General features: G+C 65.1%; 24 protein-coding genes. 4 read left to right on the top strand and 20 right to left on the bottom strand.

Features of this window, described 5'->3' with window-relative positions; genetic code table 11:
- Window positions 1–399: 399 nt before the first annotated feature.
- The 13 genes from ASF00_RS14375 to rpsB form a co-directional block, all read right to left on the bottom strand.
- Window positions 400–717, bottom strand: coding sequence for a PilZ domain-containing protein (locus ASF00_RS14375; protein WP_055880667.1), 318 nt, complete (start codon window positions 715–717; stop codon window positions 400–402).
- Between the two features lie 107 nt (window positions 718–824).
- On the bottom strand, window positions 825–1,055 hold the full coding sequence (gene rpmE / locus ASF00_RS14380) for a 50S ribosomal protein L31 (protein ID WP_055880673.1): 231 nt from the start codon (window positions 1,053–1,055) through the stop codon (window positions 825–827).
- Window positions 1,056–1,149: 94 nt separating this feature from the next.
- The gene (gene fabZ, locus ASF00_RS14385; RefSeq protein WP_055882297.1) at window positions 1,150–1,599 is read right to left on the bottom strand and encodes a 3-hydroxyacyl-ACP dehydratase FabZ; all 450 of its coding nucleotides are present in this window, start codon (window positions 1,597–1,599) and stop codon (window positions 1,150–1,152) included.
- A 63-nt stretch (window positions 1,600–1,662) separates the two neighbouring features.
- Window positions 1,663–2,325 (bottom strand): OmpH family outer membrane protein, encoded by a 663-nt coding sequence (locus tag ASF00_RS14390; protein ID WP_055880676.1) that lies wholly within the window; start codon window positions 2,323–2,325, stop codon window positions 1,663–1,665.
- Window positions 2,325–5,102 (bottom strand): outer membrane protein assembly factor BamA, encoded by a 2,778-nt coding sequence (bamA, locus tag ASF00_RS14395; RefSeq protein ID WP_055880681.1) that lies wholly within the window; start codon window positions 5,100–5,102, stop codon window positions 2,325–2,327. The genes ASF00_RS14390 and bamA overlap by 1 nt, the downstream gene beginning before the upstream one ends.
- A 53-nt stretch (window positions 5,103–5,155) precedes the next feature.
- Window positions 5,156–6,289, bottom strand: a complete 1,134-nt coding sequence (gene rseP / locus ASF00_RS14400; RefSeq protein WP_055880684.1) for an RIP metalloprotease RseP — start codon at window positions 6,287–6,289, stop codon at window positions 5,156–5,158.
- Window positions 6,286–7,443 (bottom strand): 1-deoxy-D-xylulose-5-phosphate reductoisomerase, encoded by a 1,158-nt coding sequence (locus ASF00_RS14405; RefSeq protein WP_055880688.1) that lies wholly within the window; start codon window positions 7,441–7,443, stop codon window positions 6,286–6,288. Before ASF00_RS14405 ends, rseP begins: the two co-directional genes overlap by 4 nt.
- Window positions 7,440–8,195: a phosphatidate cytidylyltransferase gene (locus ASF00_RS14410; protein WP_055880693.1), complete on the bottom strand. Its 756-nt coding sequence runs from the start codon at window positions 8,193–8,195 to the stop codon at window positions 7,440–7,442. The genes ASF00_RS14405 and ASF00_RS14410 overlap by 4 nt, the downstream gene beginning before the upstream one ends.
- 133 nt (window positions 8,196–8,328) lie before the next feature.
- A complete protein-coding gene (locus ASF00_RS14415; protein WP_082463473.1) occupies window positions 8,329–9,078 on the bottom strand; it encodes an isoprenyl transferase in 750 nt (249 codons plus the stop codon).
- Window positions 9,075–9,632 carry a ribosome recycling factor gene (frr, locus tag ASF00_RS14420; protein ID WP_055880700.1) on the bottom strand — a complete coding sequence of 186 codons (558 nt, stop codon included), beginning with the start codon at window positions 9,630–9,632 and terminating at the stop codon, window positions 9,075–9,077. Before frr ends, ASF00_RS14415 begins: the two co-directional genes overlap by 4 nt.
- Window position 9,633: 1 nt before the next feature.
- A complete protein-coding gene (gene pyrH / locus ASF00_RS14425; RefSeq protein WP_055880703.1) occupies window positions 9,634–10,362 on the bottom strand; it encodes a UMP kinase in 729 nt (242 codons plus the stop codon).
- 411 nt (window positions 10,363–10,773) lie between these two features.
- Window positions 10,774–11,706: a translation elongation factor Ts gene (tsf, locus tag ASF00_RS14430; protein ID WP_055880706.1), complete on the bottom strand. Its 933-nt coding sequence runs from the start codon at window positions 11,704–11,706 to the stop codon at window positions 10,774–10,776.
- A gap of 90 nt (window positions 11,707–11,796) precedes the next feature.
- The gene (gene rpsB / locus ASF00_RS14435) at window positions 11,797–12,648 is read right to left on the bottom strand and encodes a 30S ribosomal protein S2 (RefSeq protein WP_055880709.1); all 852 of its coding nucleotides are present in this window, start codon (window positions 12,646–12,648) and stop codon (window positions 11,797–11,799) included.
- Between the two features lie 325 nt (window positions 12,649–12,973).
- Between rpsB and ASF00_RS14440 the strand changes: the two genes are divergently transcribed.
- Entirely contained in the window at window positions 12,974–13,207 is a 234-nt protein-coding gene (locus ASF00_RS14440; protein ID WP_055880713.1) for a hypothetical protein, read from the top strand.
- Here the strand turns inward: ASF00_RS14440 and ASF00_RS14445 are convergent.
- Together ASF00_RS14445 and ASF00_RS14450 are read right to left on the bottom strand one after the other, a co-directional pair.
- Window positions 13,146–14,003: a CDP-alcohol phosphatidyltransferase family protein gene (locus ASF00_RS14445; RefSeq protein ID WP_055880716.1), complete on the bottom strand. Its 858-nt coding sequence runs from the start codon at window positions 14,001–14,003 to the stop codon at window positions 13,146–13,148. The two genes, ASF00_RS14440 and ASF00_RS14445, sit on opposite strands and share 62 nt — an antisense overlap.
- The gene (locus tag ASF00_RS14450) at window positions 14,003–14,731 is read right to left on the bottom strand and encodes a phosphatidylserine decarboxylase (protein ID WP_055880719.1); all 729 of its coding nucleotides are present in this window, start codon (window positions 14,729–14,731) and stop codon (window positions 14,003–14,005) included. Before ASF00_RS14450 ends, ASF00_RS14445 begins: the two co-directional genes overlap by 1 nt.
- A gap of 164 nt (window positions 14,732–14,895) precedes the next feature.
- Here ASF00_RS14450 and ASF00_RS14455 point away from each other — a divergent pair, with 164 nt between their 5' ends.
- The 3 genes from ASF00_RS14455 to ASF00_RS14465 all read left to right on the top strand — a co-directional run bounded on the left by ASF00_RS14455 (window position 14,896) and on the right by ASF00_RS14465 (window position 18,619).
- Window positions 14,896–16,116, top strand: a complete 1,221-nt coding sequence (locus ASF00_RS14455) for an NADP-dependent isocitrate dehydrogenase (RefSeq protein WP_055880724.1) — start codon at window positions 14,896–14,898, stop codon at window positions 16,114–16,116.
- Window positions 16,117–16,259: 143 nt separating this feature from the next.
- Window positions 16,260–16,799 (top strand): TIGR02594 family protein, encoded by a 540-nt coding sequence (locus ASF00_RS14460; protein ID WP_055880727.1) that lies wholly within the window; start codon window positions 16,260–16,262, stop codon window positions 16,797–16,799.
- Window positions 16,800–16,840: 41 nt separating this feature from the next.
- The gene (locus ASF00_RS14465) at window positions 16,841–18,619 is read left to right on the top strand and encodes a cation:proton antiporter domain-containing protein (protein ID WP_055880731.1); all 1,779 of its coding nucleotides are present in this window, start codon (window positions 16,841–16,843) and stop codon (window positions 18,617–18,619) included.
- 356 nt (window positions 18,620–18,975) lie between these two features.
- On the opposite strand, the gene rutA is transcribed toward ASF00_RS14465, so the two are convergent.
- The 5 genes from rutA to ASF00_RS14490 all read right to left on the bottom strand — a co-directional run bounded on the left by rutA (window position 18,976) and on the right by ASF00_RS14490 (window position 23,948).
- Window positions 18,976–20,043 (bottom strand): pyrimidine utilization protein A, encoded by a 1,068-nt coding sequence (gene rutA, locus ASF00_RS14470; protein ID WP_055880733.1) that lies wholly within the window; start codon window positions 20,041–20,043, stop codon window positions 18,976–18,978.
- 10 nt (window positions 20,044–20,053) lie between these two features.
- Entirely contained in the window at window positions 20,054–20,842 is a 789-nt protein-coding gene (gene rutD, locus ASF00_RS14475) for a pyrimidine utilization protein D (RefSeq protein WP_055880737.1), read from the bottom strand.
- Window positions 20,842–21,225, bottom strand: coding sequence for a pyrimidine utilization protein C (rutC, locus tag ASF00_RS14480; protein WP_055880741.1), 384 nt, complete (start codon window positions 21,223–21,225; stop codon window positions 20,842–20,844). Before rutC ends, rutD begins: the two co-directional genes overlap by 1 nt.
- A gap of 127 nt (window positions 21,226–21,352) precedes the next feature.
- Entirely contained in the window at window positions 21,353–22,081 is a 729-nt protein-coding gene (rutB, locus tag ASF00_RS14485) for a pyrimidine utilization protein B (protein ID WP_055880745.1), read from the bottom strand.
- 274 nt (window positions 22,082–22,355) lie between these two features.
- On the bottom strand, window positions 22,356–23,948 hold the full coding sequence (locus tag ASF00_RS14490) for a long-chain fatty acid--CoA ligase (protein WP_055880750.1): 1,593 nt from the start codon (window positions 23,946–23,948) through the stop codon (window positions 22,356–22,358).
- Window positions 23,949–23,961 lie beyond the last annotated feature (13 nt).

Here is a 23,961-nt window from a genome sequence, read left to right on the forward strand (position 1 = left end):
CGACCGAAGCAACCAGACCATGGGGCCGTTCGCTGCGGTGACATCCCTTTAGGACCACGCCACAAACCCGTCAAACGCTTTTTTACAGTCCCGTGGCAGTTTTTGAATTTCTGGCGCCACAGCGCGCCCCAGGCCTCGCCCTCGTGCACCTACGGCGACCATCTCAGCGCAGATCCAAGCTGGCCACAAGCGAGCGTGCCACATGGTCGTAAAACAGGATGCCCGACGCGCGCGGTCTTGGACGAGCGGCAGATCGGGATGACCGCGTCAGAACCGGGGTTTGTATCGGGCCATGGTTGGCGAATGCGTTTGCAGGCATCGTGAACGATTTTGCGAAGGGGCTGGTCGTAAATCGTTGGATAGTGGCAAACCGCCGACAGCGGTCACGCCCGAGACAGCTCAGCGCGTTGCATCCTTACCGACGAGCGCTTCGAAGGCCTCGATCGGAAGCGGCGTACGGAACTGGCAGCCGGCGGTAAAATCGTCGGCCCACATGATCTCGGCAACGACCTGTCCGATCTGGGGAAGGGTCAACCAGATACTGGTACCGCGCTTGAGCGCCGAATAGGTCTGCAGGCGTGCGCCGTGCACCGAGAGATCGACGACCTTGCACAGCGTCCGTCCCGCCTTGCCGATCCGCACATCAAGCGAAACCGGCGCACGCGGGGAGCGGCGCCGGCTTGAACTTTCTGCGGGTTCGAATTCGGCGGCGAACATGATGACCTCGTTCTTATGAACCCGGTCTAGTCGCCGATGGCTAACGCTGTGTTAACAAACGCAGCCATTTTGGAGAGATTCGAACCCGTTTTGAGAAGTTTACGTACTTACTTGCGCAGCGTGAGACCGCCTCCGAAGCGCTTGTTGAAGCGCGCAACCTGCCCGCCAGTGTCCAGCATCGTGCCACGGCCGCCGGTCCATGCCGGATGCGCGAGCGGATCGATCTCAAGCGTCATCACGTCACCTTCCTTACCCCAGGTGGTGCGAGTCTGGTACTTGCTGCCATCGGTCATCTGGACGGTGATCATGTGATAATCGGGATGCGTATCGGCCTTCATGGGACTTCTCCGGTAGGTGGCTGGTTCCGACCAGCCTGAAATGGAAGGCGCGCCCGTACACGGACGCGCCTGAATTGACAAGATTGCCTCGATGTCAGGCCTTGGGTGGGTCGGCGATCATCGCCGTGAAGTTCGCCTCGGCCACCAATTGCCCATCGACCAGGGCGCGGCCGGCAAACTTGCACACCGCGCTGCGCTTCTGGACGAAATTCACCTCGAGCTTGAGCAGCACGCCAGGTTCGACGGGCTTACGAAACTTCGCGCCGTCGATCGCCATGAAATAGACAAGCTTGCCCGAGCCCGCGAGCCCCAGCGACTCGACCGCGAGAATTCCCGCAGCCTGCGCCATCGCCTCGACGATCAACACGCCCGGCATGATCGGCCGACCGGGAAAATGCCCCTGAAAGAACTGCTCGTTCATCGACACCGCCTTGATCGCGGTGATCGACGTGTCGAGGATCAGATCCTCGACACGATCGACCAGCAGCATCGGGTAGCGATGCGGCAAGGCCGCCATGACGCGCCCTATGTCGAGCGGGCCCATGCCGGTCTTGCCGTCGGACTCAGCCGCGTTGTCGGCAGTGTCGATCTCGGTCATCGGTTCGGCTTAGCGACCCTGCGGGGTGCGCGTCGCGGCTGGCGCACGCGCGGCTGGCGCCGCCGCGGCGCCCTGCTGCTGGCCACCCTGCTGGTTCGGCTGCCAGTTCGCGGGCACGGCCGTGCTGACCGATGGCACCAAGCGATCGAGCTCGGTCGTGATCGCGGCGGTGATGTCGGCGGTCGGCTGTGCGAACAGCGCAGCCTCAGGACGCAGCAACAGGCTGACGTTCTTCGCGCGCACCGCGGCAGTCACGGCGTCGCTGAGCTTCGCCTGGATCTGCTCGATCGCATATTGCTGTGCGCGCTGCGCCGGCTGCGTCAGGCGAGCGAGTTCCTGGTTGGCGGCATTCTCGCGCGTCTGGATCGCCTGAGCCTGCGGACGAAGCGTCGCTTCGGTCGCGCCGGGCGCACGCTGTGCGGTCTGGAACGCGGTGACCAGCGGCTGGAGCTCGCGCGCGACGGCCTGGCGGCGCGTCTCGGCCTGGTCGAGCTGTGCCTTGTAGGTCGTCTCGATCTGGGCGCGAGCCGCGTTCCAGGCCTTCGAGTTGGCGATCGCGCCCTGCGCGTCGGCAACGGCCACGCCCGAAACCTGTGCATCAGCAGCGGTCGCGGTCATGGCAGCCGGTGCGACGAGCGCTGCGGCGAGGAGAAGCGTCTTGAACGTCGTCATCAGAACTGTGTCCCTACGTTGAAAGTGATAAGCTTGGGGTCGTCACCCTTCTGGGTGAGCAAGGCCTTGGCGAGATCGATCCGGAGCGGGCCGAACGGCGAGTTCCAGTTCACGCCGATACCGACCGACAGACGCGGCTTGGCCGAATTGCCGAGGAAAGTCTCCTGGAATGGCGCGGTACCCGGCGCGACCGTGTTGGACTCGCCACCGACACACCCTGCGTTTCCGGTGGTGGGCGTCGCGGAATAGCCCGCGGAGCACGTCGTCAGGCGAGTCACCGGTACCGTCGTGCCCGTCGGGGTGTAGACGTTGTTGTACAGGATGTTGTTTGCGCCGTCGCGAAGCGGCAGGGCCTGGTAGACCCGGTTACCATTTTTATCGAGCGTGAACGGAAAATCTGCGGTCGGGAGCGGCTTCTTGATACCGAAGAGGCTGCCCACCTGCGCATAAATCGACGGACGCAGCCCCAGCTCGCGTGCACCCGACCCCAACGGGATCTCGATCTCCGCGCGGGCCAGATAATAAGCGCGGCCACCGAGCGCGTCGTCCTGCAGCTGGTCGCGGCTCGTCTGCACCGACTGCGTGCCGTCGGCATTGTTGATATACGCCGCTCGCAAGACGCGGGGTCCGACGCCGCGAATGTCGAAGCCGCGGAACTGCGGTTCGCCAAGATAGAAGCGATCGGTGATGCGGATGGGGTCGCGTCCGGGGCCCGGGCTCTTTTCGAGCGGATGGATATAACCACCCTCCGCAATGATCGAGCCGATGAAGCCGCTACCAAGGTTCGCGTATTTCGATCCTTCGAGACGCGTACGGAGGTACTTCACATCGCCGCCAAGCCCGGCGAAATCCTGGCTGAACGAGAAACGCGAGCCCGCGGTCGGGCGCAGGCGACTGTTGAGCGTATCGCGGCTGAGCGAGTAGCCGATCGACGACGTCCAGCGATTGCCGATCGCATCGCACAGATAGTTACCGGCCTGGAGCCTGTTACACGTGCCGTCCGCGTTCAAGAACTGGTTGTCGAGCGTCACCTGATCGTACGACAGACCATAACGACCCGACAGCGACCAGAATTCGGTGAGCGGCACACCGGCGCGCAACTGGAAGCCGGTCGAGACCTGCGAATAATTGGTCTGGCGATCGTTCCCGCTGAAGCTGAACGAGTTGTAATCGCGACGGAAGATGTCGCCACCGAGCGCGATGTTCTTGTCGAACAGATACGGCTCGGTGAAGCCCAGCTCGACCGACTTCGAATAGCTCGAATAGTTCACGCCCGCACGCAGTTCCTGACCCTTGCCGCGGAAGTTGCGCTGCGTGATGTTCGCCTGGATAATGAAGCGTTCGAGGCTCGAATAGCCTGCCGACAGCTGGAGCTCGCCGGTCGACTTCTCTTCGAGGTTGGTCTCGAGAATCACGCGGTCGGGCGCCGAACCCGGCAGCTGCTTGATCTCCATCTTGTCGGCGAAATAGCCGAGCGAGTTGATGCGATCCTGCGAGCGCTTCACCTGGAAGCTGTTGAACGCATCGCCCTCCGCCAGACGGATCTCGCGGCGGACGACCTTGTCCTGCGTCTGCGTGTTCCCGTTGATATCGATCCGCTCGACATAGGTCCGCTTGGCTTCGGCGATGTTGAAATTAATCCCCATCGTCAGCGTTTCGGCGTCCTTCTGGAACTCCGGGTTCACCTCGGTGAAGGCGTAGCCGAACAGGCCCGCGGTCTGGCTAAGGTTATCGACCGAATCCTCGACCAGCTTGGCGTTGTACCAATCACCCTTCTTGAGCGGCAGCGTAGCGGCGAGCTTCGAGTTGTCGAAGTCGCGGATCTGGCTGTCGACGGTGACGTCGCCGAACTTGTAGCGCTTCCCTTCTTCCACCACGTACGTGATGATGAAGTCCTTTTTATCCGGCGTCAGTTCGGCGACCGCCGAGGTGACGCGGAAATCGGCATAGCCCTGCGTCAGGTAGAACTGGCGCAACTTCTGCTGGTCGTAGGACAGGCGATCCTGATCATAGCTGGTCGCCGACGACAGGAGGCGGAACAGCCGCGCCTGCTTGGTCGCCATCTGGCCACGGATCTGATCGTCGGAAAACACCTCGTTGCCGAGGATGTTGATCTGGCGGACCTTCGACTTCGGCCCTTCGCTGATCTCGAACACGACGTCGACGCGGTTCTGGTCGAGATTGACCATCTTCGGGTCGATCACTGCCGCGAAGCGCCCCTGACGGCGGTAGAGTTCGATGATCCGCGAGATGTCCTGACGGACCGCGGTGCGCGTGAAGATCTGGCGCGGCGCGAGCTTGATCTCTTTGGTGATCTTGTCGCTCTTGAGCGCCTTGTTGCCCTCGATGATCACGCGGTTGATGATCGGGTTCTCCCGGACGCGCAACACGATGTTACCGTCTTCGACGCCGGCGATCGAATAATCCGCGAACAGGTCGCTCGCCTGAAGATCCTTCAGCGCCTGGTCGAGCGTCTCGGCGGTGTAGGGAATGCCAAGCCGAAGCTTGGTGTAGGACAGCACCGTCTCGGGCTCGATGCGCTGCGACCCTTCGACCCGCAAAGTCTTGATCGTCCGGACGGATACAGGCGCCGTTACCGGCGTTACAGCATTCGTCGCACCGTTGACCGCGTTGCGCGCGGGCGGCGTGGTCGCCGATGGCGTAGCCGGTGCCGTAGGCGCCGTCTGCGCGAACGCGGGCACGCCGGACAGGATCGTGCCTGCCAAAAGCAGGGCGCCCTTCCGCGCGAAATCGTAACCGTTGATCGCTGTCACCAAACCCACCCTAAAAACGTGCACATACAAGGCGCGCCCGCCCTGCCCTATCGAGGTCAGCCGATCAAGCCAGCCAGATTCTTCCAGAGCCCGAAATTGCCGAGATCGTTGAAGGTCACAATCAGCATCAGCGCCAGGATCGCCGCAAGGCCACCGCGATACGCCCATTCCTGCACCTGCGGCTCGACCGGGCGCCTGCGCACCGCTTCGATCGCATAGAAGAACAGATGACCGCCATCGAGCATCGGCACTGGCAGCAGATTGATGAACCCCAGATTGATCGAAACCAGCGCGATCAGGAACACATAGGCATCGAGCCCCAGCGACATCTGCTCGCCCGACACCTTGGCGATGCTCAGCGGGCCGCCGAGTTCCTTCACCGACCGACGCCCGGTAACGACCTGACTGAGCGTCTCGACCATCATAGAGACGATCTGCCCCGTGCGCTTCACCGCGACGACCGGCGCCTCGATCAGGCTGACGGGGACGATCACGGGCTTGGCGCCGGCGATCCCCAGCCGACCGATCTTGTATTCGTTGCCGAACCGATCGCGCTGGAGCTCGGTGCCGATCACGAGATCGCGCGAGACCGTCTGGTCGCCGCGCACCGCATCGATCTGCGTGCGCTCGCCGGCGCGGATGCGCGCGAAGCGAGCGAGGTCGTCGAACGTCTCGACCGACCGCCCGCCGATCGCGGTGATCCGGTCGCCGACCTGCAATCCCGCCGCCGCGGCCGCGCTGCCGGGCACCGTGCCGCCAACGACCGGTGGCATGCGGATGTCGCCATAAGCCAGGGCGAAGCCACCGAGAATCAGGATCGCGACGACGAAATTGACGACCGGCCCTGCCGCGACGACGATCGCACGCTGCCATACCGGCTTCGATTGGAAGGTGCGCTGGCGCTCGTCGGCCGGCAGCGACAGCCATTCGGCCGAGGGCTGGCTCGCCGGGTTCATATCCCCCGCAAACTTTACATAGCCGCCGAGCGGGAGCCAGCCGAACTTCCAGCGGGTGCCGCGGCGATCGGTGAATCCGGCGATCTCGCGACCGAAGCCGATCGCGAACGCATCCGCCTTGATCCCGAAAAAGCGTCCGGCGAGGTAATGCCCCATCTCGTGCACGAACACGAGCGGCCCGATCACCAGGGCGAACGACAGGACGGTCAACAGGATACCGGGTGTTTCGATCAAACCGCGCAATCCTTCACACGCTCGCCCGCCAGGACCCGCGCCTCGGCGTCGATCGCCAGTACGGCATCGACGCTGTCCGGTGCGGCCGGGTTGTAGCGTTCTAGCGTATCCTCCACGATTGCGGCAATTTCGAGGAAACGAATGCGGCGCTTGAGGAAGGCCTCGACCGCGACCTCGTTGGCGGCGTTGAGGATCGCCGGCCGCGCGCCCCCCGCATCCAACGCCTCGCGCGCGAGTCGCAGCGCCGGAAAGCGCACCGGATCGGGGGCCTCGAAGTCGAGTCGGCCGATCGCCACCAGGTCGAGCGGCGCCATCGGCGTCGCCATCCGGTCGGGCCATGCTAGTGTGTGGGCGATCGGCGTCCGCATGTCGGGGGGACCAAGTTGCGCCAAAACGGACCCATCGACGTAATCGACGAGGCTGTGGACGACCGATTGCGGGTGGATGACGATCTCGATCCGGTCGTGCGGAATCGGGAACAGCCGTGCGGCCTCGATCAGTTCGAGGCCTTTGTTCATGCAGGTCGCCGAATCGACCGAGATCTTCGCGCCCATCGACCAGTTGGGATGCTTGACCGCCTGTTCGAGCGTGACGCCGCGCATCTGCTCGGTCGTCCAGTCGCGAAAGGGGCCGCCGCTGCACGTCAGGATGATCCGGCGGACGCGCTCGGGCCGACTCGCGTCGAAACACTGGAAGATCGCGTTATGTTCGGAATCGGCAGGGAGCAGCGTCGCGCCGGTCCGCTTCGCCGCGGCGAGGATGACGTCGCCCGCGGAGACCAGCGGCTCCTTGTTGGCGATGACGACGGTGCCCCCCTGCTCGATCGCCGCCATCACCGGCTTCAGCCCCGCGCACCCGACGATCGCGCCCATCGTCCAGTCGGCGCCCGACGCTGCCGCCTCGGCGATCGCCTCGGCGCCGCCACCCGCACGGATCCCCGTGCCGGCCAGCGCGTCACGAAGATCGGGAAGGCAGCCCGCATCGGCAACGACGGCAAATTCCGCCTTGGTCCGGATCGCGGCGGCGGCGAGCTTGGCCACGTCGCAATTCGCGGTCAGCGCGACGACGCGGAAACGGTCGGGCTCCCGCTCGATCAGGTCGAGCGTCGACGAGCCGACCGAGCCGGTCGCGCCCAAAATCGTGACGCTCTTCATGCGTAGAAATGCGGCAACAGGACGAGGAACGCTGCGACCGGCGCGACCGGGACCAGTCCGTCGAGCCGATCCATCACGCCGCCATGCCCCGGCAGGATATTCCCGCTGTCCTTCACACCCGCCACCCGCTTCATCCAACTCTCATAAAGATCGCCCATCTGCGCCAGCACGGCGAGCACGGGGGTCGCGAGCGCCAGCCGAATCGGCAAGCCGTGCTGCGTGTGCAGGACCGCCGCGACCGCACCGGCCAGCACAACGCCACCAATCAGCCCCGACCAGGTCTTGTTCGGGCTGATCACGGGCGCGAGCTTGGGCCCGCGCAGCGTCCGCCCGGTGAAGAACGCACCGATGTCGCACGCCCACACCAGCGACAGCGCCCAGAGCGTATAGAGAATGCCGTCGTCCTGCCGCCGGATGATCATCAGCGCCAGCACGGGAAGCCCGCAGTACAGGATACCAAGCGCGAGCTGCGGCCGGCGCGTGGTGATGACGACGAAGAACGCCGCGCCCGCGAGCAGGCCAAGCGTGAAGAAATCATGGATCACAAGGATCAGCGATGCGGGTGCCATCAGCGCGAGCGGCACCGACAGCGCGAACTGCGTCATCCGCTTGGTCTTGGCGTCGGCACCGTGCAGCGTCGACCATTCCGCCATCATGAACAGCGCAGCAACCACGCCCAACAGCCAAAACGCGATCCCGCCAAGCGTCAGCGCAAGGCTGGCAACGACGATCATCGCGACGCTGGCGATCATCCGAAGTTTGAGGTTTGAAGGCGTTCGCAGCACCTGATCGGGCGCGTTCGCCGGGTCTGGCAGAGTCGTCAAAAGGCCACTCCAAACCGAGTATTTTTCCCCGCCCCCCCGCGCTCGCGCGGGAACAGCGGAGTCACAGACCACCGTAGCGGCGCTGGCGTTGCCCGAACGCCGTGACCGCATCGGCGAGCGCGGCGGCATCGAAATCGGGCCAGAGCGTGTCGACGAAGAGCAACTCGGCATAGGCCGCCTGCCACAGCAGAAAGTTCGACAGCCGTTGTTCGCCCGAGGTGCGGATCATCAGATCGAGCGGCGGCAGATCGTGCGTATCGAGTTCCGCCTCGATCGTCGTCGCGTCGATGCTCGCAGGGTCGAGTGCACCGTCGCGCGCGCGCTCCGCCAGGCGCCGCGCGGCCCCCACCAACTCGGCATGCGCGCCGTAGTTAAGCGCGATCGCCAGAATGGGGCCGGTATTGCTCGCGGTCCGCGCGATCGCATCGTCGACCATTGCCACCAGATCGGGCGAGAAGCTGTGATAATCGCCGATCACGCGCAGACGGACGTTCTCGCGTGCCAGTTCGTCGAGATCGCTGCGGATGAAATGCCTGAGCAACCCCATCAGGTCGCTGACCTCTTCGGGCGGACGCCGCCAATTCTCCGACGAGAACGCGTAGAGCGTCAGCGCCTCGATCCCCATCGCGCGGGCGGCGCGCGTGATCTTGCGCACCGCCTCTACGCCGGCCTTGTGCCCGGCGAAGCGCGGCAGGAACCGCTTCTTCGCCCAGCGGCCATTGCCGTCCATGATGATCGCGACATGACGCGGCACCGCCCCGCCCGACGGGACGGCAGCCAACGGCGCAGGCGAAGAGGCCAACGGCCTCACTTGCCCAGGATTTCCTTTTCCTTGGCGGTCGCGGTCGCATCGAGCTCGGCGATGATGCTGTCCGTCAGCTTCTGAACTTCGGTCTCGTGACGCTTGCGCTCGTCCTCGCCGAACACGCCCTTCTTCTCATCGACCTTCAGCGAATCCATCCCGTCGCGACGCACGTTGCGCACCGCGATACGCGCCTTCTCGGCATACTGGCCGGCGAGCTTGGCGAGCTCCTTGCGGCGCTCCTCGGTCAGGTCGGGGATCGGCAGACGCAACGTCTGGCCGTCGACGATCGGGTTGAGCCCGAGGCCGGCCGAACGGATCGCCTTGTCGGTCGGGCCGACGTTCGACTTGTCCCAGACCTGCACCGACAGCATCCGCGGCTCGGGCGCGGACACGGTCGCGACCTGGTTCAGCGGCATAGACGAGCCGTACACCGTCACCATCACCGGATCGAGCAGCGCGGTCGACGCACGGCCCGTGCGCAGGCCTGCCAGATCGCTCTTCAGCGCTTCGACGGCACCGGCCATGCGGCGTTCCAGGTCGCTCTTGTCATACGCTGCCATCTTAACTCTCCTGCTCGTTCTGAACGACCGTCGACACGCCATCACCCGCCAGGACCGCGGCGAGATTGCCGGGTTCGCGGATGTTGAAGACGACGATCGGGATATTGTTGTCGCGGCACAGCGCGATCGCGCTCGCGTCCATGACCTTGAGGTCGTCGGACAGCACGCGGCTGTACGACACCGTTTCGTAACGCACCGCGTCGGGGTGAGTCTTCGGGTCGGCGTTGTAGACGCCGTCGACCGATGTGCCCTTGAACAGCGCGTCGCACTTCATCTCAGCGGCACGCAATGCAGCGCCCGAATCGGTGGTGAAATAAGGGCTGCCGACACCCGCCGCGAAGATCACGACGCGGCCCTTTTCGAGGTGGCGTTCGGCGCGGCGGCGGATGAACGGCTCGCACACGCTCGCCATCGGGATCGCGGACTGGACGCGCGTGTCGACGCCGATCTGCTCTAGCGCGTTCTGCACCGCGAGCGCGTTCATCACAGTCGCGAGCATGCCCATGTAATCGCCGGTCGCGCGGTCCATGCCGCGTGCCGCGCCGGCCATGCCGCGGAAGATGTTCCCCCCGCCGACGACGATGCAGATCTCATAGCCCTTGGCCTTGATGTCCGCGATCTCCTGCGCGACGCGCGCGGTTACTGTGGGATCGATCGACAGGCCGGACGGTCCCATCAGGACCTCGCCCGACAGTTTCAGCAGGATACGGTTGTAGCGCGGAGGCGTCATAAATCTCGAATTGTGATTGGCGGGGCGGCGCGGACCTTAGGCGGCGGGGGCGGCGATGGGAAGCGCTGCGCGGCGGTTGCACCGAATCTGGACGGCAAAGCGACGGAAAATCATCCGTCGCAGGAGTGCGCACAAGACATTACCGGCATTCCCGCGGAGGCGGGAACCCATAGCGGCTGGCGTCGCGATCGATCACCGCCCGGGGAGGATATGGATCCCCGCCTGCGCGAGGATGACGAGGCAGGTGGAGTGCCACCGCCTTAATCCTTCGCCCCTTGGGGAGAAGGTGGCCCGGCAGGGCCGGATGAGGGGGCGTGAGGTTCGAGACCTTGCCACTCCCCTCACCCCTCCCACGGCCAAGTAGCCGCGAGCCCCTTCCCTCTCCCCGGAGGGGCGAGGGAGGAAGTCGGCTTAGGCCTGCGGAACGCCCGAAGCGGCAGCGACTTCGGCGGCGAAGTCGGACTGTTCCTTCTCGATGCCTTCGCCGAGCTGGAAGCGGACATAGTCCACCAGCTTGATCTCGGCGCCCGCATCCTTGCCGGCCTTGGCGACGACGTCGGAGATCTTGGTCTTGCCGTCCATCACGAACAGCTGGCTGACCAGCGCATGCTCCTTGCGGTACTTGGCGATGCCGCCCTCGACCATCTTGGCGATGATGTCGGCAGGCTTGCCCGACTCGGCAGCCTTCTCGGTCGCGATCGCGCGCTCGCGCTCGATCTCGGACTCGTCGAGGTCGGCTTCGTTCAGCGCCTTCGGGAACGCAGCGGCGATGTGCATCGCGAGCTGCTTGCCGAGCGCCTGGAGAACCTCGTCTGAAGCCTCCGATTCAAGCGCGACGAGCACGCCGATCTTGCCGAGGCCGGGCGCGGCTGCATTGTGGATGTAGGGCACGACCGCGCCCTTGCTGACTTCCAGCGTGCGCGAGCGGCGCAGCGACTGGTTCTCGCCGATCGTCGCGACGTTGTTCGTCAGGACTTCCTCGACGGTCTTGCCCGATGGCATCGCCTGCGACTTGAGCGACTCGATGTCGCCGCCCTTCGCGAGCGCGATCTGCGTCACGTCACGGACGAACGACTGGAACTGGTCGTTCTTGGCGACGAAATCGGTTTCCGAGTTCACTTCGACCGCTGCTCCCTTGGTGCCCGACACGGCGACGCCGACCAGGCCCTCGGCCGCGGTACGGCTGGACTTCTTGGCGGCAGCAGCAAGACCCTTGGTCCGCAGCCAATCCATCGCCTGATCCATGTCGCCGGCGTTCTCACTGAGCGCCTTCTTGCAATCCATCATGCCCGCGCCGCTCTTTTCGCGCAGATCCTTGACCATTGCTGCCGTGATATCGGCCATGTCTCTCATCCTTGTTTAGGTCTGAATGTAGTTGCGGGCGAGGTAAGGCGAATGCCCTACCCCGCCCGCATGACGGTTCGGCGACGACGCTTACGCGTCGATCTGGCGCTCACCCTCGGCTGCGAACTCGGCAGCGGTATCCGCATTCGCCGCAACCTGCGCCGTGTCGGCGGTTGCCTCGACGACCGGCTCAGCGACGGCCTCTTCCTTCGGCGGCTCGATCATCGCGCCGATGTCGGTGCCGGTGCGGCGCTGCTGCTCCTGGCCGCCACGCGTCGCGGCGATCGCGATCGCCTCGCAGTACAGGCGGATGGCGCGGGCAGCGTCGTCGTTCGCGGGAACCGGGAAGGCGATGCCGTCCGGCGACACGTTCGAATCGAGGATCGCGACGACGGGAATACCCAGCGTGTTCGCTTCCTTGATCGCCAGCTCTTCCTTGTTCGCGTCGATCACGAACATCACGTCGGGAATGCCGCCCATGTCGCGGATGCCGCCAAGCGAAAGCTCGAGCTTGTCCTTCTCGCGGGTAAGCTGAAGGACTTCCTTCTTGGTCAGGCCGACGGTGTCGCCCGACAGCATTTCCTCGAGCGTCTTAAGACGCTTGATCGAACCCGAGATGGTCTTCCAGTTGGTGAGCATGCCGCCCAGCCAGCGATGGTTGACGAAGTGCTGACCCGAACGACGCGCGGCGTCCGCGACGGGATCCTGCGCCTGGCGCTTGGTGCCGACGAACAGGACCTTGCCACCACCGGCGACGGCCGACGAGACGAACTCGAGCGCGCGCGCGAACAGCGGCACGGTCTGCGAGAGGTCGAGGATGTGGACGCCGTTACGATCACCGAAGATGTAAGGCTTCATCTTGGGGTTCCACCGGTGAGTCTGGTGGCCGAAATGCGCGCCCGTTTCAATGAGCTGCTGCATGGAGACGACTGGTGCCGCCATAGGGATATATCCTTCCGGTTGTGCCTCTGGGAAGCGGATGACGTCCTGGCCGAATGACCGTGACGCACCGGGCTATGATGCTTCCCATGCGGGGTTAGAGGCGCGCCCCTTAGCGTGGCTTTATCCGAAAGGCAATCGCTCAACCACAGCTTGACTCATGGAACGCAATGAGAACATAAAGGGCTCAGAGAGGAACAGATGTTCGACTCGGCGCGGAATCACCCCGGCAGGGCGAGATTCGAAATGCGACGAGTGGAACGATGTTTCTGACCAAGTGTTTGCGGATATTAGGAATTTGTTCGCAACTCATAGGAAGGCGGACGTGATGTTGGTTCTGAGCTTCATGGTTTTTGCAGGTGCATTCGCGGTCGCAGGCATGATGATCGTATCGTCGATCGCGCCGCAATGGGATCGCATTGTCCGGCTCGCGCTGGGCAATGTCGAACCCGCCTTCCAGCCGCTCCGGACGCTTGCTGTCGCCGAGCGCCGGATCGCCGTCAGGCGCTGGGCGTCGACGAAGGCTCCGTCGTCCGCGCGCCGCTGGAACGCTGCCGCCTGATCTTGGCATAGCTGGCGATGCTGAACGGCATTGAGATCAGGTACAGGACGCAGATGATGCTGAGCGTATGCCACGGCGCGCTCACCATCGCGGCACCGAGCAGGACGACGAGCGCGAGTGCCTCGAACCGCACGTTGCTGCGGAGCTTGAGCGAGCCCCAGGAATAGGTCGCGACGCTCGACACCATCAACAACGCGATGAACGCGACCCACGGCGCGACGAAATAGGGCGATGCGAAGCGCGCCTCGTCGGTCCAGAACCAGAAGAACATCGGCATCAGTGCAAGGCCGGCACCCGCGGGCGCGGGCACGCCGGTCAGGAACCCGGCCGATTTATGCGGCTGATGGCTCTCGTCGATCTTCGCGTTGAACCGCGCGAGGCGCAGCGCGCAGAATACCGCGAAGATCAGCGCGCAGATCCAGCCCACCCGCGGCAGCGCTGCGAGCGACCAGAGATAGACGATCAAAGCCGGCGCGACGCCGAACGAGATTGCGTCCGACAGCGAATCGAGCTCGGCACCGAACCGGCTCTCGCCATGAAGCATCCGCGCGATCCGGCCGTCGAGGCCGTCGAGCACGCCCGCGACCATGATCATCGCAACCGCGCTTTCCCACTGCCCTCCGATCGCGAATCGCACGCCGCTGAGACCCGAGCAGAGCGCGAGCGCGGTTACCGCATTCGGCGCCACCGCGCGCAACGGAAGCCCACGCGGCGCACGGCGCGTGCGGCCGAAGCGGCCACGCCCGCGTCCTTCGATCGAATCGGTCGAGCCGTCGTCAATGTCGTTGCGGTCCATCACTGCGCGATACCCCCGACAGGCACGCCACCGACGCGACCGAGAATGGTCTCGCCCGCGATGCTGCGCTGACCAAGGCACACCTGCGGCACGACATGGTCGGGCAGATACACGTCGACACGGCTGCCGAACCGGATCAGGCCGATCCGCTGCCCGGCTGCGACCATGTCACCCGCCTTCACGAAGCCGAGGATACGGCGCGCGACGAGGCCGGCGATCTGCGTGAAGCCGATCCGCATTCCGCTGCGGTCCTCGACCACGAAATGCTGGCGCTCATTTTCTTCGCTCGCCTTGTCGAGATCGGCGTTGAGGAACTTGCCCGAGATATAGACCACCTGACGGATCGTCCCCGCGATCGGGGTGCGGTTGATGTGCACGTCGAACACCGACATGAAGATCGAGACGCGGACCAGCGGCGCGTCACCCAGACCATTCTCGCCGGCGAGTTCGCGCGGGATGGGAACGCGCTGGATCATCGTGATCAGCCCGTCCGCCGGTGCGACGACCAGCCCCTCGCCCTGCGGCGTGGTGCGGACCGGATCGCGGAAAAACGTCGCGACCCAGATCACCACGCCGACCATCGGCCAGAACAGCACGTGGCTGACGATCGTCAGCAGCAGCGTGATGCCGGTCGCGATCGCGACGTATTTGTGGCCTTCCGGATGGACTGCGGGAAATCGCCATTTGACCGTGGAGGTCGTGACGGGCGGCTTGTCGAGCGATGCCATAACGCGCGGGTCTATCCGTGCACGACGCGCGATACAACGATGAACCGGCTTTTCCTGACAGGGCCAACGGTTGCGCAATGCTCGCCTCGGGGGGTGCCCAACGGTTGATCGACGCGGCGCGCTCCCCTAGACGCTCCCCAAACCCCTCCCCGAAGGACGCGCACATGGCGAAGATCAAGGTTAAGAATCCGATCGTTGAGATCGACGGCGACGAGATGACGCGGATCATTTGGGAATGGATCCGTGAGCGCCTGATCAAGCCGTATCTCGACATCCAGCTCGATTATTACGATCTCGGCGTCGAGCATCGCGACGCCACCGACGACCAGGTCACGATCGACAGCGCGCTCGCCACGCAGAAGCACGGCGTCGCGGTCAAGTGCGCGACGATCACGCCCGACGAGCAGCGCGTGACCGAATTCGGCCTGAAGAAGATGTGGAAGTCGCCGAACGGCACGATCCGCAACATCCTGGGCGGCACGATCTTCCGCGAGCCGATCGTGATCAAGAACGTCCCCCGCCTGATCCCGGGCTGGACTCACCCGATCGTCGTCGGCCGTCACGCGTTCGGCGATCAGTATCGCGCGACCGATTTCCTCGTCCCCGGTCCCGGCAAGCTGCGTCTCGTGTTCGAAGGCGATGACGGCGCGACGATCGACCGCGAAGTGTTCCAGTTCCCGTCGGCAGGCGTTGCGATGGCGATGTACAATCTCGACGATTCGATCCGCGATTTCGCCCGCGCGTCGATGCATTACGGCCTGAACCTGAAGTGGCCGGTGTACCTGTCGACCAAGAACACGATCCTCAAGGCCTATGACGGCCGCTTCAAGGATCTGTTCGCCGAAGTGTTCGAGGCCGAGTTCAAGGACAAGTTCAAGGAAGCGGGCATCGTCTACGAGCACCGCCTGATCGACGACATGGTGGCCTCTGCACTCAAGTGGAACGGCGAGTTTGTCTGGGCCTGCAAGAACTATGACGGCGACGTCCAGTCGGACCAGGTCGCGCAAGGGTTCGGGTCGCTGGGTTTGATGACCTCGATCCTGCTGACCCCGGACGGCAAGACCGTCGAGGCCGAAGCCGCGCATGGCACGGTCACGCGTCACTTCCGCATGCACGAGCAGGGCAAGGCAACCTCGACCAACCCGATCGCGTCGATCTTCGCATGGACCGGTGGCCTGAAGTATCGCGGCAAGTTCGACGATACGCCCGACGTCACGAAGTTCGCCGAGACGCTCGAGCGCGTCTGCGTCCAGACCGTCGAGAACGGCCACATGACCAAGGATCTCGCAATCCTGATCGGCCCCGACCAGCCCTGGATGACGACCGAGCAGTTCTTCGAGCAGGTCCGCGCGAACCTTGAAACCGAAATGGCCAACTGGGCATAACTATAGCCCGACTATAGACAGGCCGATCGCGATCGTTTCCGACGCGATCGGCCTGTACTTCTCCGACTACCCAACCAATACATCACCCGGGGCGTCCCAGACGCTCCGGGTTTTTGCGTTTGGCGACGATCCGGAGACAGCAGATGCCTATCACGTCAAAGAACTATGTTTGGCTCGATACCGTCGGCACCTTGCCGCGCGTGGTGACCGAGGCGCGCAAGCTGGTCGGCGTCCTCGAAAAACCCGGTGCCGTTAACAACCCGACGATCCTCGGCTGGGCCGACGAACTCGGCGGCAAGGTCGAAGACGTGTTCACCGCCGATTCGATTCCCTGGTGCGGGCTGTTCATGGCGATCGTCGCCAAGCGCGCCGGCAAGACGCCCCCGGTCGATCCGCTCTGGGCGTTGAACTGGGGCAAGTTTGGCGAACCCGCGGGACAGCCGGCGCTGGGCGACGTGCTGACCTTCATCCGGCCGGGCGGCGGCCATGTCGCGCTGTATGTGGGCGAGGATTCCGACGCCTATCACGTGATCGGGGGCAACCAGAGCGATCAGGTGTGCTTCGACCGCTTCGGCAAGGATCGGCTCAAGGCCGCGCGGCGGACCCCCTATATGAACAAGCCCGAGAGCGTGAAGCCCTATGTGCTCGCGGCGAAAGGCGGTCTTTCCACCAAGGAGGACTGATGCGGCTTCTAACCGCACCGCCCTGCCCCTAGGGTAGGCGGATGGCACTCAGGCTCGACAATCACGGTTTCAGCGATGCGCTCGTCATTCTCGGCGCTGCCGGGCTGGTGATCCCCGCATTTGCCCGATTCAGGGTGAGCCCGGTCATCGGGTTCATCCTGGTCGGATTGCTGGTCGGTCCCGCCGGGCTTGGAGCCCTCACCGGCGTCGCGCCGTGGCTGTATTACCTCACTATCTCGAACCCCGAATCGATCGAGCCGTTCGCCGAGTTCGGGATCATCCTGCTGCTCTTTTCGATCGGGCTCGAACTATCCTTCAAGCGGCTATGGTCGATGAAGCGGCTGGTGTTCGGTACCGGCGCTGCCGAGCTGATCGGCTCCGCGCTGATCATCGGCGTCGCGCTCCACTTTATCGGCCAGGGATGGGCGGGCGCGATCGGGCTCGGTTTCGCGCTCGCGCTGTCGTCAACGGCGCTGGTCCTGCCGCTCGTCGGTACCACCGGCGCGGTCGGCCGCGGCGCGTTCGCGATGCTGTTGTTCGAGGATCTGGCGCTCGTCCCGATCATCTTCGTGCTCGGTGCGCTCGCGCCGACCGCGAGCGCCGATGGCTGGGCGGACATCGCCGGGGTGGCTTTGCGCGGGGGCCTGACGGTGGTCGCGATGTATGTTGGCGGGCGTGTCGTCCTGCCCCGGTTGTTTGGCCAGGCCGCGCGGACCAAGAGCCCCGAGCTGTTCCTTGCGGCGTCGCTGCTGGTCGTCATCGTCGCCAGCGTTGCGACCACCGCCGCCGGGCTATCGCCGATCGTCGGCGCGCTGCTCGCCGGGCTGCTGATCGCCGAGACAGAATATCACAGCGAGGTCGAGGTCATCACCGCGCCGTTCAAGGGCCTCGCGCTCGGCGTGTTCCTAATCTCGGTCGGCATGAGCCTCGACCTGCGCCTGATTGCGCAGAATTGGCCGTCGCTGCTGCTCGCGGTGACGGGCGTCGTCGCGGTCAAGGCGATCGTGACGTTCCTGTTCCTGCGCGTCGCCAATTCGCGGCGCGGCGTGGCGGCGGAAACCGGCCTGCTTATGGGGAGCCCGTCCGAGACGACGCTGATCGTGCTCGCCACCGCCGCGCAGGCACAGCTGATCCTGCCCTCGACCGCGGCCTTTTGGCAGACCGTCACCGCGATCGGGCTGACGATCACCCCGTTGCTCGCCAAGCTCGGCCGCACCGTCTCGCGTCACCTGGAGAGCCGGTCGGTAGCCGATCCGGGCGATATCGAGATTGACGACGAGGGGCCGGGCACGGTCGTGATCGGCTTTGGCCGGGTCGGGCGGATGGTGGCGGACATGCTCGCGGTCCACGGGCAGAAATATGTCGCGGTCGAGGCGGATATCGATTCGGTCGAAGCCGCGCGGCGACAGGGACACCCGGTGCTGTTCGGCGACGTCTCGCGCGCGGAACTGGTCGATCGGCTGAAACTGCACACCGCCAAGGCGCTGATCCTGACGATGGACGACCCAGTGCTGACGGTACGGCTCGCGCGGCGGGTGCGCGCGTTGGCGCCCGACCTGCCGATCGTGGCGCGTGCCCGCGATACCGCGCATGCCGCCGAGCTGTACCGCGCCGGCGTGACCGACGCGGTGCCGGAGACGCTGGAGAGTTCGCTCCAGCTGGCCGAGGCGGTGCTGGTCGATCTCGGCGTGGCGATGGGGCCGGTGATCGCCTCGATCCACGAAAAGCGCGACGAGCTCCGGCAGGAGATCAAGAAGGCGGCGGACATGCTGGTCGAGCCGCGCATCAGGAAGGCCAAGCGCACGCCGCGCTCGGTTTAGTGCCTCCCGTCAGTCGGTTGTTTGCCCGCGAAGGCGGGAGTCCAGTCTGGGTCCCCGCCTTCGCAGGGAGACGGGGTTTGTGGATTGCTGAAGTGCCATCCCCCAAGACGGGCGGCGAGCTCAGCCATGCCAACCCCCGCACCACCCCGGCGAAGGCCGGGGCCAAGTTGGAAAGGTCGTTGTAACGGAGATCCGCGTCTCGTTATCGCCGTCCCCCAACTGGGCCCCGGCCTTCGCCGGGGTGGTAGAGGGGTGGTGACTGCCTAACCCATCCCTCTCCGCGCCCCTGCCATCTGGTCTGGCGCGAGCCCCCCTAGCGATGGGCAACGCGCGGCTCTGGCGCAGAGGCGTTCAGCCTAGGCCACGCTCGCCCGGCTCGTCATAAGCGGCTGGATCCGCGTCCCGAACGCCTCCACCCCTTCGAGGAAATCGTCGAAGGTCAGCAACACGCCTCCGGTGTTCGGCACCGCGGCCATCTCGTCGAGCATCCGCGCGACGCTTTCGTACGAGCCGACCAGTGTGCCCATGTTGATGTTCACCGCGCCTTCGGGGGCGGCGAGCTGGCGGACGTTGGTGTCCGTGTTGTGCGTGTCCTTGGCGCCCTGATCCATCAGCCAGGCGATCGCCTCGACATCGACGCCGGCGTTGTAATGCTGCCACTTGGCCATCGCTTCATCGTCGGTTTCGGCGGCGATGATCATGATCAGGACGAAGACCTGCACGTCGCGGCCGGTCTTCGCGGTCGCGAGCGCGAGGCGTTCGTTGTTGACTGCGAACGCCGTAGGCGTGTTGACGCCCTTGCCGAGGCAGAAGGCATAGTCCGCCCATTTGGCGGAGAAGGCTAGGCCGTCATCGGACGATCCGGCACAGATGATCTTCATGTCACCGGTCGGCCTGGGCCAGACGCGGCAGTCGGTCATCTGGTAATAGTCGCCCTTGAAGTCGGACGTTCCCTCCTCCCACAGCTCGCGCAGGATGTGCGCATATTCTTCAAGCATAGTGTAGCGATTGCGGAAATGCGTGTCGCCGGGCCACATGCCCATCTGCGTATATTCGGGCGGCTGCCAGCCTGTGATGAGGTTCAGCCCGAACCGGCCATGGCTGATCGAATCGATCGTGTTGCACATCCGCGCGGCATAAGCGGGCGGGATCAGCAGCGTCGGGCAGGTCGCGAAGATCTTGATCCGCTCCGTGACCGCGGCGAGCCCGGCCATCAGCGTGAAGCTCTCCAGCCCATAGTCCCAGAACTCGGTCTTGCCGCCAAAGCCGCGCAGCTTGATCATCGACAGCAGGAAATCGAGGCCATGCTTTTCGGCCGCCTGCGCGATCGCCTTATTGAGGTCGAAACTGGGTTTGTACTGCGGCGCAGTCTCGCTGATCAGCCAGCCATTGTTGTTGATGGGAACGAAGACGCCGACCTGCATTGGATGCTCCCTATTCGTCGTCGAGCCAGTCGAGCAGCCACATGTTGAAATGCGCCGCACGCGTCACGTTGCACGCGTGCGCGCCGACCGCCATCCGCGCGAGCTGCGCGCCGGGGATGCCCGCCGCGAGCTTTTCGGAGGCGGACGGCGGCACCAGCATATCGTCGTCGGACGCGACCAGCAGCGTCGGCACGCGGATCTCGTCGAGGCGGCCGGCGATGTTGAAGCGCCGCACCGCCGCCACCCGCCGCTCGATCATGTCCGCACCGGGGAAATGCGCGAGCATCGCCTCCTCCTCGTCCTGAAGCTCGTCGTGGTGATCGGCAATCCATTGCGGCGGGTAGAGGAACAGCGGCTGCGCGTGGAGATACGCGCGCGGGCCGCTGTTGCGCAGCAGTGCGAGCCGCGTGTCGAAACAGCGCGCGGTGTGGAGGTCGAGCTTGGCCCAGCCGTTGATCACGACGAGCCGGTCGAGCCGGGTGGGCACTGTGAGCGCGAGCGCCAGCCCGATATGCCCACCGAGCGCGTGGCCGATAAAGGTGCAGCGATCGAGCCCGATCGCATCCATCAGCGCGACGACGTCCGCGGCCATCGCCTCCACGGTCAGGTCGCCCGCGACATGGCGATCGGAGCGCCCGGTGCCGCGGTGATCATAGGTGATCACGCGGTGCCCGGCGCCGAGCGCGGCGAGATTGGGCTGCCAATAGCTGCCCGATCCGCCAAGACCGCTCGACAACAGGATCGCCGGGCCGTCCGGCTGGCCGTTCGACTCCCAGTGGATGCCGCCTGCGTTGGGCATCAGGCGAGGTGGGCGATGCTGGCGATCTCGACAAGGCAGTCGGGTTTCACCAGCTCGGTCTTGATGCAGTAGCGTGCGGGCTTGGGGCCGGGGAAATACTCCGCATACACCGTGTTGAACGCGGCATAGTCGGCGAGGTCTTTCAGGAAGATATGGTTGAAGGCGATATCCGCCATCGTCGCGCCCGCGGCCTCGAGCGTGGCCTTGATCGTCTCCAGCACCGCGCGGGTCTGCGCTGCGGCGTCGCCGACATGGAGCACGATGCCCCCCTCGCCCAGCGCCAGCACCCCCGAGACGTAGACCGTGTTGCCGGCCTTCGCCGCCGCCGAATAGGGCGCGATCGGAGTCGGGAACTGCGGCGGGTTGACGGCGTCGAACGGCATGTGTTTTCCTTCTACGTGCTCACCATCGCCAAGCCGTTCCCCCGCGAAGGCGGGGGTCCAGGGTCGCAGGCGATATCGTTCGTGATTCCTGGGCCCCCGCGTTCGCGAGGGAACAAGGGATCGCCGATCACTTCGGCAACTGCCCGAACGAACCGTAGAAATCGCCGACGGTGCTGACCCAGCCGAAGAACTTCTCGACATTGTAGACGGTGGCAGCCTGCATCTCGGGCGGGCCGAGATGGTGCGTCGCATCCTCCAGCATCACGCCGAAATATTCGAGGTGGAAGCCGTCGCGCAGCGTGCTCTCGACGCAGACGTTGGTGGCGATGCCGACGAAGACGAGGTTGCGGATGCCGCGGCTGCGCAGGGTGCTGTCGAGCTGCGAATTGAAGAACGCCGAATAGCGCGTCTTGTGGACGCGGATGTCACCCGGCTGCGGTTTCAGCGCGTCGACGATCTCGTAATCCCAGCCGCCGCGGGCGAGGAACTGGCCCTGCAGCTCGGGGCGCGCGCGCATCGTCTTGAGCGCATTGGATTTGTGCCAGTTGGGCGAGCCGGGGCCGCCGGCCTCGATATAGTCGGGGTCCCAGCCGTTCTGGAGGAAGACTACAGGCATCGCTGTGGCGCGGGCCGTGGCGAGGACCTTGGCGATCTGCGCGATCGTGGCGGCCGCGCCGGCGATGTCGAAGCCCGCGGTGTCGACATAGCCGCCGGGCGACGCATAGGCATTCTGCATGTCGATGACGATCACCGCGGTTTCGGCGGGATCGAGACGCAGCGCCTCCGGCCGCGCGGGCAGCGTGACGGCATTCGCCTCGTTCGCGCCGGTACGCAGGATCGGGGGGCCGACTGTCATTGTGACAAGCTCGCTGGATCGTAGGCATTGTGCAAGTGCGAAATGTTGGGGCGGGTTAGTACGCCGTGGTGCCTCCCTTCGGCGTATTGACCAACCTCTCCCGTCCGCCGCTTCGCCCGATCCGTCATCCCAGCGAACGCTGGGATCTCTGCGTGGTGTGCGCCGAGACCCGAACCGGGAGATCCCAGCTTGCGCTGGGATGACGGACGTTGCTGTGGCCGACTTCGGTGTCTCAAACGTCAGTGGCGCGGCGAGTCAGTCGAACGCCGCCGCCTTACGCCGCCGCCAGCGCGAAATCCTTGAAGCGGTCGCGCAACGCCGTTTTGAGCAGCTTCCCCGTCGCGGTGTGCGGCAGCTCATCGACGAAGACGATCGCGTCGGGGAGCCACCATTTGGCGACGTGCTTCGACAGGTGATCGAGGATCGCCTGATCGCCGACGTCGCCGCCGGGTTTGCGCACCACGATCAGCAGCGGGCGTTCGTCCCATTTGGGATGATACACGCCGATCGCCGCCGCTTCCGCGACGCCGGGACAGCCGACCGCAGCGTTTTCGAGATCGACCGAACTGATCCATTCGCCGCCGGACTTGATGACGTCCTTCGAGCGATCGGTGATCTGCATCGTGCCGTCGGTGTGGAGCATCGCGACGTCGCCGGTGTCGAACCAGCCGTCCGCGTCGACCGCATCCGCGTCCGCGCCGAAATAGCGCTGGACCACCCACGGCCCGCGGACCTGGAGCTTGCCCGCGATCGAGCCGTCGCGCGGGAGGACCTTCCCCTCGTCGTCGACGATGCGCAGTTCGATCCCGAAGGGCACGCTGCCCTGCTTGCCGACGAGATCGAGCTTCTCGTCGTGCGTCATGTCGTCCCAGTGCGGCGGCGCGAAGCCTGCGGTGCCGATCGGCGAGGTCTCGGTCATGCCCCAGAGATGCTTCACGGTGGCGCCCATTCGCATGATCCGGTCGATCATCGCGCGCGGCGCCGCCGATCCGCCGATCGTCACCTGCTTCAGATGGCGCGGCGCATCGCCGGTCGCGTCCATATGGCCGAACATCGCAAGCCACACGGTCGGCACGCCGGCGGAGTGCGTCACCTTCTCGTCGTTCATCAGCCGGCACAGCACCGTGGGATCGTTGACCGCGGAATAGACCACCTTCGCCCCCGACAGCGCGCAGGCGAACGGCAGCCCCCAGGCAGCGGCGTGGAACATCGGCACGACCGGCAACACCACGGCATTGGGGGACAGATCGAACACCCAGGGCGCGACCTCGGCCATCGCGTGGATCATCGTCGAGCGGTGCGTGTAGAGCACGCCCTTGGGATTACCCGTGGTGCCGCTGGTGTAGCAGAGCATGCACGGATCGCGCTCCGGCCCTTCGACCCAGTCATAGTCGCTATCCTCGGCGTCGAGCAGCGCCTGGAAGCCGTCGGCGCCGAGATCGTCGAAGCAGATATAGTGGCGGACGCTGGTCCATAGCCCGCGCAGCCGGTCGACGAGCGGCTGGAACGCCTTGTCGTAGAGCATCACGCGGTCTTCGGCGTGGTTGGCGATGTAGACGAGCTGTTCGTCGAACAGGCGCGGGTTGATCGTGTGGATCACGCCGCCCATCCCGATCGTGCCGTACCAGGCGACGAGGTGATGCGCGTGGTTCATCGCGAGCGTCGCGACGCGATCGCCGGCCGCGACGCCGAGCTTTTCGAGCGCCTGCGCGAGCTTGCGCGCGTCGCGCGAAACGCCCGACCAGGTCGTGCGGGTCTCGCGGCCGTCGGCCCAGTAGCTGACGAGTTCCCGATGGCCGTGTTCGCGGGCGGCGTGGTCGATCAGCCGGGGGACTCGAAGCTCGAAATCCTGCATTCCACCACGCATTCACGCTCTCCCA

The sequence above is a fragment of the Sphingomonas sp. Leaf34 genome (genome assembly GCF_001421805.1).
In the GTDB taxonomy this organism is placed as follows: domain Bacteria; phylum Pseudomonadota; class Alphaproteobacteria; order Sphingomonadales; family Sphingomonadaceae; genus Sphingomonas.